We start from the raw sequence: 10,000 nt of genomic DNA, 5'->3' as shown, positions 1-10,000 counted from the left end.
ATAGTAAGTTTGCTTTAATCCATCAGCTGCATGATGTTCAACTGCCGGTCTTCCATTAAGTCTTTCACGACTTGCTGGTTCTGCTCATCATAGACGATGACAGGACGATCAAAGATGACATTCTTCCGCACGACAGTTGCAATTTTTCCGTTACTCATCAAAACACGATCTCCGATTCCAATCGGCAATAAGAGTTGTCCGAGTAATGTAACGTACTTCGAATCGTACTGCATCGGCCGCGCTTTTAGGTGAACGTATGCATCGTATGCCGTGTAAGCCTCTCGATATGGACGCCAGCTTGTCATTGCCGCAAAAACATCTGCTACGATGAAAAGACGTGTATGATCCATGATTTTATCACCCGTGGCTTTTAATGGATAACCGGATCCGTCTAGACGTTCATGGTGTTGGACGATTAAACGTTTGACCGTATCTGATATGACCGTATCGTTTTGTAAGGCTTGATAAGCCATCGCCGGATGCCGATGGAAAATCTCTTGTTGCATCGCTTCATATCGTTTTGTATGTCGCCACTCCATGATACGTGCAAGTCCATAGTCTGCAAAGTAAGAGGCTGTCCATAAGTCTTGAATCATCTTTCGTTCTTTTCTGACTGCTTCCGCTAACAACTGAGCGAGTGCCCCTCGATAAACCGCATGGCGAACTGTATATGCTTCCGTTCCCCGTTCAAGGAAAAACGGTAAAATGTCTTCCCGACGAACTGTGTCTGGCATCGAGTTTTTAACCCATTTCAAAGCTTCATATGTATTCGGGGTGAAACCTTGTTCCCATGAGGTGAAAACTTGGTTATAGGAACCAACAAGTGGCTCGAATGGATTTTCGCTCACTTCTTGAAGACGAACCATCTCTTGTTGACTTTCTTCGACTAGACCTTCTGGTCGTTCCTCAATATCGATTTCCTTAATCAAAAACCGTTTCAGGCGTCTTAGTTCGTCTGTCCCTAGTTTTTTTCCAGCTTCGACAATCGGTATATCGGTATGTAAAAAGACTGACTCCGTTACCCGGTCGCCGATTATGAGTCGCTCGCTTGCGATACGCATCTTACCTCGTCCCTTTCTCTCATCAGTTTTATTTGTAGAAAAACAGCAGAGTAGGGACATCTACCGTCCGACTCTGCTGTACCTCTTTATTCCATACTGATGTTATTCTTCTGTTTCTTCGATTACTGTTTCTGCTTCAACAACCGGAGAAACGTTTTCTTCATCCACGACAGTCGACAGCTCATCAACGATCGCTTCTTCGTTTTCTTCTTTTTTCAGTTTCGCGACGGTAGCGACACGGTCACCTTCTTCAATCCGGATGACTTTGACACCTTGTGTGTTACGTCCGACACGTGAAATATTTTGTGAATCGGTCCGGATGACGATTCCGCCTTCTGTCATGATCATGATGTCGTCATCGACGTCAACAATCCGTAGGGCAGCGATTTGACCAATCCGGTCGTTCACTTTACTTGCAATCAATCCTTTACCACCACGCGTCTGGCTTCGGAACTCAGTCATTGGTGTCCGCTTCCCGAATCCTTTTTCCGTGATGACGAGGACATCTTGTTCGTCACGCGCAAGCTCCATGCCGATGACGATATCTTCTTCTGCTAGTTTCATCGCTTTGACACCACGCGCACCACGTCCCATTGAACGAACGTTTGTGATCGGGAAACGAATCGCCTTACCACGGTTTGAAACGGTAAAGACTTCATCGTCTGTCGATGCGAGACGGACAGATGTCAATTCGTCGTCTTCGAACAGACGAATCGCAATCAGACCGTTTTTATTAATCCGGGCATAAGCAGAGAGTGGCGAACGTTTAACGCGTCCTTTACGTGTCATGAAGATTAATGATTTTTGCTCATCCTGCATGACTTCTTCTGCATCAAGTACCTCTTCCGCTTCTTCTTCCGGTGTTACGTCGTCATCCGATTCGATTGTCGCTTCGATGATGGATTCTTCGACGACATTTTGCTCTTCCAGGTATCGTTTAAAGTTAACTGGAATCATCGTCTCGACCTTTTCACCCCGTTCAATCTGAATCAGGTTGATGATCGGCACACCTTTTGAAGTCCGGCTCATCTCAGGTACTTCATACCCACGGATGCGGTAGACTTTCCCGCGGTTTGTAAAGAACAGGATCGTATCATGCGTCGAACACGATAAGAGACGTGTTACATAATCCGCATCATTCGTACCGATTCCTTGGACACCACGACCACCACGACGTTGTGCACGATACGAATCCGTCGTGAGACGTTTAATGTATCCACTGCTCGTCAATGTGATGATGATATCTTTTTCAGGAATCAAATCTTCATCTTCGAATTCGATGTGGTCCATCCGAATTTCAGTCCGGCGTTTGTCGTTGAAGCGTTCTTTCACTTCTTCAAGTTCCGTCCGAATCAATTCAAGCAATTCTTCATCGCTTTCGAGAATTTTTTTGAGTTCCGTGATCAGCTGCATGATTTCATCATATTCAGCATCGATTTTCTCACGTTCGAGTCCTGTTAGACGTTGAAGACGCATATCAAGAATCGCTTGCGATTGTTTCTCAGACAAAGCAAACCGATCCATCAACTGTTCGCGTGCCGCATCAGCCGTTCGGTTCGCTCGGATGATTTTGATGACTTCATCCAAGTGATCGAGTGCGATGCGAAGACCCGCAAGAAGATGTTCCCGTGCTTCCGCCTTCTCAAGGTCGAACTGTGTCCGGCGACGGACGATTTCTTTTTGGTGCTCCAGGTAATGATAGAGCATCTCTTTGAGTGTCAGCGTTTTCGGACGACCACCCACGATCGCAAGCATGTTGACACCAAACGTCGTTTGCATCGATGTCTGTTTATATAAGTTATTTAGGATGACACTTGCGTTTGCATCACGACGAATTTCCATGACGATCCGCATACCACGACGATCGGATTCGTCACGTAAGTCCGTAATGCCTTCAATTTTCTTCTCACGGACGAGATCGGCGATTTTTTCTACGAGACGCGCCTTGTTGACTTGATATGGCAGTTCCGTCACGATGATCCGTTCGCGGTCTTTTTTAGCTTGTTCGATTTCTGCTTTCGCACGAACGATGATTGACCCACGTCCCGTTTCATAGGCACGGCGAATCCCGCTCCGACCTAAGATTTCACCGGCTGTCGGGAAATCAGGACCTGGAATGTGTTGCATCAACTCGGAAATCGTAATCTCCGGGTTATGCGTTAGCGCAAGTACGCCATCGATGACTTCACCTAATTGGTGCGGCGGAATGTTTGTTGCCATCCCGACCGCGATCCCGCTTGATCCATTGACGAGCAAGTTCGGAAAACGCGACGGTAAGACTTCTGGTTCGCGCTCTGATCCATCATAGTTATCTTTGAAATCAACGGTATTTTTATTGATATCGCGAACGATTTCCATCGCGATTTTTGACATACGGGCTTCCGTATATCGCATCGCAGCGGCAGAGTCGCCGTCGACAGAACCGAAGTTTCCGTGTCCATCCACGAGCTCATACCGGTAGCTGAAGTCCTGTGCCATCCGAACCATCGTGTCGTAAACAGCAGAATCACCGTGTGGGTGGTACTTACCGATAACTTCACCGACGATACGGGCAGATTTTTTATGTGGCTTATCTGCACGGATACCGAGATCGTTCATCGCATAAAGAATACGACGATGTCCTGGCTTCAGACCGTCACGTACATCTGGAAGTGCACGTGCGACGATGACGCTCATCGCGTAATCCATGAAGGATGTACGCATTTCTTGACTAATATTTATATCTTTAATGATTCCTTGTTGATCGGACATTCGTCTGGCCACCCTCTCTATTCAACGTTAAATATCCAAGTTCTTCACGTAATGCGCGTGCGACTGGATAAAGTCACGACGTGGTTCTACCTGATCTCCCATCAAGATATCGAATACTTCATCCGCTTCGATGGCATCTTGAAGTTCAACCCGAAGCATTTGACGACCACTCGGATCCATCGTCGTTTCCCAAAGTTGCTCTGGATCCATCTCACCGAGACCTTTGTAACGCTGAATGTCGTAACGCGCGTTTTCTGGAAGTGCGGCTAAGGCCTCGTTCAGCTCACGTTCGTTATGCACATACGTGATGTTTTTCCCTTGCTTGATTCCGTATAGCGGCGGTTGTGCGATATAGACATAACCATGCTCGACGAGCGGACGCATATACCGGTAGAAGAACGTCAACAGGAGTGTCCGGATGTGGGCACCATCGACGTCGGCATCGGTCATGATGATGACTTTATGATACCGTGCTTTTTCGATGTTGAATTCTGAACCGATACTCGTTCCGAGTGCGGTAATGATCGTCCGGATCTCGTTACTGCCGAGAATTTTATCGAGACGGGCTTTTTCAACGTTCAAAATTTTACCACGGATCGGTAAAATCGCTTGGAAGTGACGGTCACGACCTGATTTCGCAGAACCACCCGCTGAGTCACCCTCAACGATATAAATTTCTGAAATCGTTGCATCCCGCGACGAACAGTCGGCCAATTTACCAGGAAGTGAACTTACTTCAAGGACACCTTTACGACGTGTCAATTCACGCGCGCGTTTCGCTGCCATCCGGGCACGCGAGGCCATCATTCCTTTTTCGACGATTGCACGAGCATTCGTCGGGTTTTCCATCATGAACTGTTCAAAGATGGAAGAGAATAACGTATCGGTCGCTGTTCGAGCATCCGAGTTACCGAGCTTCGTTTTCGTTTGTCCTTCGAATTGGGGGTTCGGGTGTTTGATCGAGACGATTGCTGTCATTCCTTCACGGACATCTTCCCCAGACAACGTACCGTCTGCTTCTTTCATCAAACCGAACTTCTTCGCATAGTCATTGATGACACGCGTCAACGCCGTCTTAAAGCCCGTTTCATGCGTACCACCTTCATGCGTCGGAATGTTGTTCGTAAACGAATAGATGTTGGCTGCAAAGCCATCGTTGTATTGAAGCGCAACTTCGACTTCGATGCCATCCTTCGTTCCGTGGACGTAGACCGGTTCCGGGTGGACAACTTCTTTCGAGCGGTTCAAGTGTTCAACGTACGACTTGATTCCACCTTCGTAATGGAAGTGCCGCGTAATCGGTTCTTCTGCACGATCGTCCGTAATGACGATGTTCAGACCTTTATTCAAGAAAGCGAGTTCACGTAAACGTGTCGCAAGTAAATCGTAATCGTATTCGAGTGTTTCCTGGAAGATTTCACTGTCCGGGAAGAAACGAATCATTGTCCCTGTCTCTTCTGAAGTCCCGATGATTTCGAGATCTTGTGTTGGAACACCACGATGATACGATTGATAATAGAGCTTCTCGTTCCGCTTAACGAATACTTCAAGCTTCGTCGACAAGGCATTGACGACCGAAGCCCCGACACCGTGAAGACCACCTGATACTTTGTAGCCTCCGCCACCAAACTTACCGCCGGCATGGAGGACCGTTAAAATGACTTCGACTGCAGGACGTCCCATTTTTTCTTGAATATCAATCGGAATCCCCCGACCGTTATCCTCAACTAGAATCGAGTTCCCTGGTTCAATCGTGACTTTAATCGTGTCACAGTATCCAGCTAGTGCTTCATCAATCGAGTTATCGACGATTTCCCAAACTAAATGGTGGAGCCCTTTCGACGCGGTTGATCCAATATACATACCTGGACGTTTTCGAACGGCTTCAAGACCTTCAAGTACCTGAATCTGATCGGCACCGTACCCTTGTTCCAATTCCATATCTTCATGATTACTCATCGGTTTTCTCACCTACTGTTTCTTTATAGGATGTCTCTTCCAAAATAACTGCTCCTTGTTTCACGTGGAACAACTTCGCTTGTCTAATCGTTTCATGTGCGATTCCCTCGACACTCGTCGTCGTCAGGATCGTCTGAACCTTTTGTTGCATCGTATCGAGTAAATGGGTTTGACGATGATCATCGAGTTCCGATAACACATCGTCTAGAAGAAGTAGCGGGTATTCCCCAACCTCCTCATGAATCAACTCAATCTCTGCTAGCTTCAACGAGAGCGCAGCCGTCCGTTGCTGTCCTTGTGAACCGTATGTCTGGACATTTCGTCCATTGACCTCCATTTCGAAGTCATCACGGTGTGGACCAAATAACGTCACGCCTCGTCTAATTTCATTTTCTTTTATTTTACCAAACTTCTGCGTATAAGAAGCAGTCATTCCTTCGACATCCAGCGAATCATCACTAAATGTATCGGATCGATAGCGTAGAACGAGTTCTTCCTGTCCACGACTGATTCCATCATGAATCGGTCGCGCCCACTTTTCGAGCTGGGCAATGAAATGATGACGGCGTTGAACGATTTTAACGGCAAGCGTAATCATCTGTTCCGTCAAAATGTCGAGGAACGTCTCGTCCCCCCCTTTAATTGACAACTGCTTCAACAACGCATTCCGTTGTTTCAACACTTTCAGGTATTGACTTAATTCATGCAGGTAGACCGGACTGACTTGACCAATCTCCATATCTAAAAAGCGACGCCGTACTTGTGGACTGCCTTTGACGATGTGCAAATCCTCTGGTGCGAACAACACGATATTGAGCGCCCCGATATAATCACTGAGGCGCCGCTGTTCGAGATGATTGAGCTTCGCCTTCTTCCCACGACTCGAAATCTGGATTTCCTGCGAATGGGGACCCATCCGCTTCATGACACGTCCTTCGACGCGCGCTGCTTCCGCATCCCACTGGATCAGTTCCTTATCGTGTGTCGTCCGGTGCGATTTCGCGAGCGCCAATACGTGAATCGCTTCGAGCAAGTTCGTCTTGCCTTGAGCATTTTCCCCGATTAAGACGTTCGTCTTTTCAGAAAAGAACAATTCCAGCGACTCATAGTTGCGATAATGACTGAGTCGTACCGAATCTAGTCGCACGTTAGTTCGCCTCGTTCTTGATGACGAATTGACCGTAATCTTCTACGTCAATAACATCTCCATCCCGCAACTTACGACCACGTCGCTGATCGACCTCACCGTTGACGAGAATAGGTACCTCCGCTAGAAATGGTTTTGCTTGTCCTCCGCTCGAGATAATATCAGACAGCTTCAAGAACTGACCTAATGTGACATATTCCGACGTGATTTTGATTTGATTCATGGATTGACTCCTCCTACCTACATATTATAAATGACATACTCTTTATTGTACTAAAAAACTCATGATTTAGCAAAATGAACGAACATATATACGGATTACAAAAAAAACCCAAGAAACCAAGTCGGTTTCTCGGGGAGGGAATCAAGCCGTACGGACAGGTAAAATCAATTGCAAGACGTTATCTTGGTCGACCGGATGGAGAATGAATGGTCGAATCGATCCCGTGAATTGAATTTCAATATCCGTCGCATCAAGTGCTTTTAAGGCATCCATCATGTATTTCGAGTTGAAAGAAATCTTCAGCTCTTCGCCTTCAAGCGACAAGATGCTCACTTGTTCCGAAACTTTCCCAACTTCTGGTGAGTGCGATGAAATTTCGACAGCTGTCGTACCTTCTGCTGCGAACTTGATGACGTTGTTGCGGTCTTCACGTGCAAGAAGTGATGCCCGGTCGATTGCCTGAAGCAATTCCTTTGCATTCATACGCACAGCCGTCCGGTACTCTTCCGGAATTAAACGCGACGTATCCGGATAGTTCCCGTCGAGTAAGCGAGAGAAGAATAGGACATGTTTCATTTTGAAGAGGATTTGCTGGTTCGTGATCGTGACATCGACATGACCATCACCTAACAGTTTCGATAATTCGTTTAAGCTCTTACCCGGCACGATGACATTTTGGAACGAAATCTCGTTCTCTGTCTCAAACTGTGCCCGACGTAGTGCAAGGCGATGACTATCCGTCGATACGCATGTCAAAATGCCTTTATCTGCTGAGAAGTTAACCCCTGTCAAAACAGGACGTGTTTCTTGGACCGCGACGGCAAAACTCGTCTGACGAATCATTGAACGTAATAGATCTGCGGGTAAACGGAACTGTTGTCCCCCATCGACTTGTGGAAGACGCGGAAACTCGTCTGAATCAAGACCGTTCAGATGAAATTCAGCTGTCCCGGATTGAATCCGTGTCATGAAGTTTGGAGAGACCTCGATGATGACTTCGTCTGTTGGTAACTTTTTAACGATATCACCAAAGAAACGGGCATTGAGGACGACACTACCGGCGCGGTGGACGGTTACATAAGAAGTACCATTCTCTTCCGCATAGATTGTCCGTTCAATTGAAATCTCGGTATCGCTTCCTGTTAACGTCATTCCGTCACCATGCGCTTCAAGTTTGATTCCCGTTAAGATTGGAATCGTCGTTCTTGATGAGACAGCTTTCGCTACGTCCTGGATGGCTTGGATTAAAGTATCGCGTTGAATTGTAATATGCATATTGTCGTTAAGCTCCTCTCAAAATGGGCGTTACATCATCATAACATAATAATATATTTTTTTAATAATAGTATTAGGGGCTGTGGATAGTGTGGATAAGTCGGTGGATAACTTGGTATAGAGCCAAAGTGCGTGTGGATAACTTGTGGATAACTAGCCTCTTTTATCCACAGCTTATCCACAGGTTCAGGAATGTTTCAATTCATGCTTAATTTGTTCGATGACTTTTCCTGTTTCTCCATCCGATTTAACGAGCATACTGATTTTCTCATGTGCATGGATGACTGTCGTGTGATCCCGTCCACCAAATTCCTCACCAATCTTCGGTAAAGAGCTTTCCGTCATCTCTCGCGAGAGGTACATCGCGATCTGGCGGGGAAAGGCAATCGATTTTGTTCGTTTTTTAGCCTTTAAGTCGTCAAACGGTAAGTTGAAGTGTTTACTGACGGACTCCTGGATATCGCGGATTGTGACTTTTCGCGGCTCCGTGACCGGCATGATGTTATGCAGCGCTTCTGCCGCAACATTCGGATCAATCGTCCGTCCGACCAGGTTCGCATAAGCGATGACACGCGTCAGTGCCCCTTCGAGCTCGCGGATGTTCGTGTCGATTTGACTCGCGATATAGAGCATGACTTCATTAGAAACATCAAGTTGCTCGGCATTGGCTTTTTTCCGCAAAATCGCAATCCGTGTCTCAAGGTCAGGAGGTGTGATGTCTGTTATCAATCCCCACTCGAACCTAGAGCGAAGCCGATCTTCAAGTGTCGGAATTTCTTTTGGTGGTCGATCACTCGAGATGATGATTTGTTTTTGATCATTGTGCAGGGCATTGAATGTGTGGAAAAACTCCTCTTGCGTCTGCTCTTTTCCTGCGAGAAATTGAATGTCATCTATTAATAGAACATCGATATTCCGGTATTTGTTCCGAAACTCAACGGTTTTATTGTCCCGAATCGAGTTAATGAAGTCATTTGTAAAACGTTCCGAGGAGACATAGGCGATCCGCGTCCCAAGGTTTTGATCTTGGACGTACTGGCCAATCGCGTGCATCAAATGGGTTTTACCAAGTCCAACTCCTCCATAGATGAATAAAGGATTATAGGCTTTCGCAGGTGCTTCTGCTACAGCCAAGGAAGCGGCATGGGCAAAACGGTTACCTGATCCAATGACAAACGTATCGAACGTGTATTTGGTATTCAATTGACCGAGTTCACTCATGACCAGCTCATCGGTCGGTTTTCGTGACGATTGTGCACGATTTGATGTTTTAGACGGTGGTACCGTCTCAGACGCTTCCTCATTTTGACGATCGAGCATCTTCTTTGCTTGGCCTTCCTCGATAAATTGAATATCAAGTCGACTCCCTGTCACTTCTTCAACCGTATCTTCGAGTAACGATAAGTATTGACGTTCCAGCCAAGTAACGGTAAATGCAGCTGGTGCTGAGATGATCAGTGTCGTTCCATTCAGCGTGACGCCTTCAGTGGATTTTAACCACATGTCATAACTTGCCTTAGGTGTCCGTTCTTCTTCCTCGATCACAGACAATACATTATGCCAAAGTTCGGCAGCGTTTTTCAT

At 46.5% G+C, this 10,000-nt stretch carries 7 protein-coding genes; all 7 read right to left on the bottom strand.

Annotated elements, in window-relative coordinates:
• Nucleotides 1-14: 14 nt before the first annotated feature.
• The 7 genes from AC0VYQ_RS00035 to dnaA all read right to left on the bottom strand — a co-directional run bounded on the left by AC0VYQ_RS00035 (nucleotide 15) and on the right by dnaA (nucleotide 10,000).
• Nucleotides 15-1,061 (bottom strand): HD-GYP domain-containing protein, encoded by a 1,047-nt coding sequence (locus AC0VYQ_RS00035; protein WP_475403963.1) that lies wholly within the window; start codon nucleotides 1,059-1,061, stop codon nucleotides 15-17.
• Nucleotides 1,062-1,163: 102 nt separating this feature from the next.
• Nucleotides 1,164-3,812 (bottom strand): DNA gyrase subunit A, encoded by a 2,649-nt coding sequence (gyrA, locus tag AC0VYQ_RS00030; RefSeq protein WP_214893159.1) that lies wholly within the window; start codon nucleotides 3,810-3,812, stop codon nucleotides 1,164-1,166.
• Nucleotides 3,813-3,839: 27 nt separating this feature from the next.
• The gene (gene gyrB, locus AC0VYQ_RS00025) at nucleotides 3,840-5,753 is read right to left on the bottom strand and encodes a DNA topoisomerase (ATP-hydrolyzing) subunit B (protein WP_200872415.1); all 1,914 of its coding nucleotides are present in this window, start codon (nucleotides 5,751-5,753) and stop codon (nucleotides 3,840-3,842) included.
• 10 nt (nucleotides 5,754-5,763) lie between these two features.
• Entirely contained in the window at nucleotides 5,764-6,918 is a 1,155-nt protein-coding gene (gene recF / locus AC0VYQ_RS00020) for a DNA replication/repair protein RecF (RefSeq protein ID WP_029332175.1), read from the bottom strand.
• Nucleotide 6,919: 1 nt separating this feature from the next.
• Nucleotides 6,920-7,141, bottom strand: coding sequence for a S4 domain-containing protein YaaA (gene yaaA, locus AC0VYQ_RS00015; RefSeq protein WP_029332174.1), 222 nt, complete (start codon nucleotides 7,139-7,141; stop codon nucleotides 6,920-6,922).
• Nucleotides 7,142-7,282: 141 nt separating this feature from the next.
• The gene (gene dnaN / locus AC0VYQ_RS00010; RefSeq protein ID WP_029332173.1) at nucleotides 7,283-8,416 is read right to left on the bottom strand and encodes a DNA polymerase III subunit beta; all 1,134 of its coding nucleotides are present in this window, start codon (nucleotides 8,414-8,416) and stop codon (nucleotides 7,283-7,285) included.
• A 186-nt stretch (nucleotides 8,417-8,602) separates the two neighbouring features.
• The gene (gene dnaA / locus AC0VYQ_RS00005; RefSeq protein ID WP_029332172.1) at nucleotides 8,603-10,000 is read right to left on the bottom strand and encodes a chromosomal replication initiator protein DnaA; all 1,398 of its coding nucleotides are present in this window, start codon (nucleotides 9,998-10,000) and stop codon (nucleotides 8,603-8,605) included.

The organism is Exiguobacterium sp. QJM3NY_9 (assembly GCF_056173545.1).
The sequence above is the reverse complement of the archived record's forward strand: the minus strand, read 5'-3'. Positions and strand labels throughout refer to the sequence as shown.

What these genes read in the sequence shown, in the direction of transcription:
- yaaA (WP_029332174.1), bottom strand. Translation starts at nt 7,141, where the DNA reads ATGAATCAAATCAAAATCACGTCGGAATATGTCACATTAGGTCAGTTC.
- dnaN (WP_029332173.1), bottom strand. Translation starts at nt 8,416, where the DNA reads ATGCATATTACAATTCAACGCGATACTTTAATCCAAGCCATCCAGGAC.
- gyrB (WP_200872415.1), bottom strand. Translation starts at nt 5,753, where the DNA reads ATGGAATTGGAACAAGGGTACGGTGCCGATCAGATTCAGGTACTTGAA.
- gyrA (WP_214893159.1), bottom strand. Translation starts at nt 3,812, where the DNA reads ATGTCCGATCAACAAGGAATCATTAAAGATATAAATATTAGTCAAGAA.
- dnaA (WP_029332172.1), bottom strand. Translation starts at nt 10,000, where the DNA reads ATGAAAAACGCTGCCGAACTTTGGCATAATGTATTGTCTGTGATCGAG.
- AC0VYQ_RS00035 (WP_475403963.1), bottom strand. Translation starts at nt 1,061, where the DNA reads ATGCGTATCGCAAGCGAGCGACTCATAATCGGCGACCGGGTAACGGAG.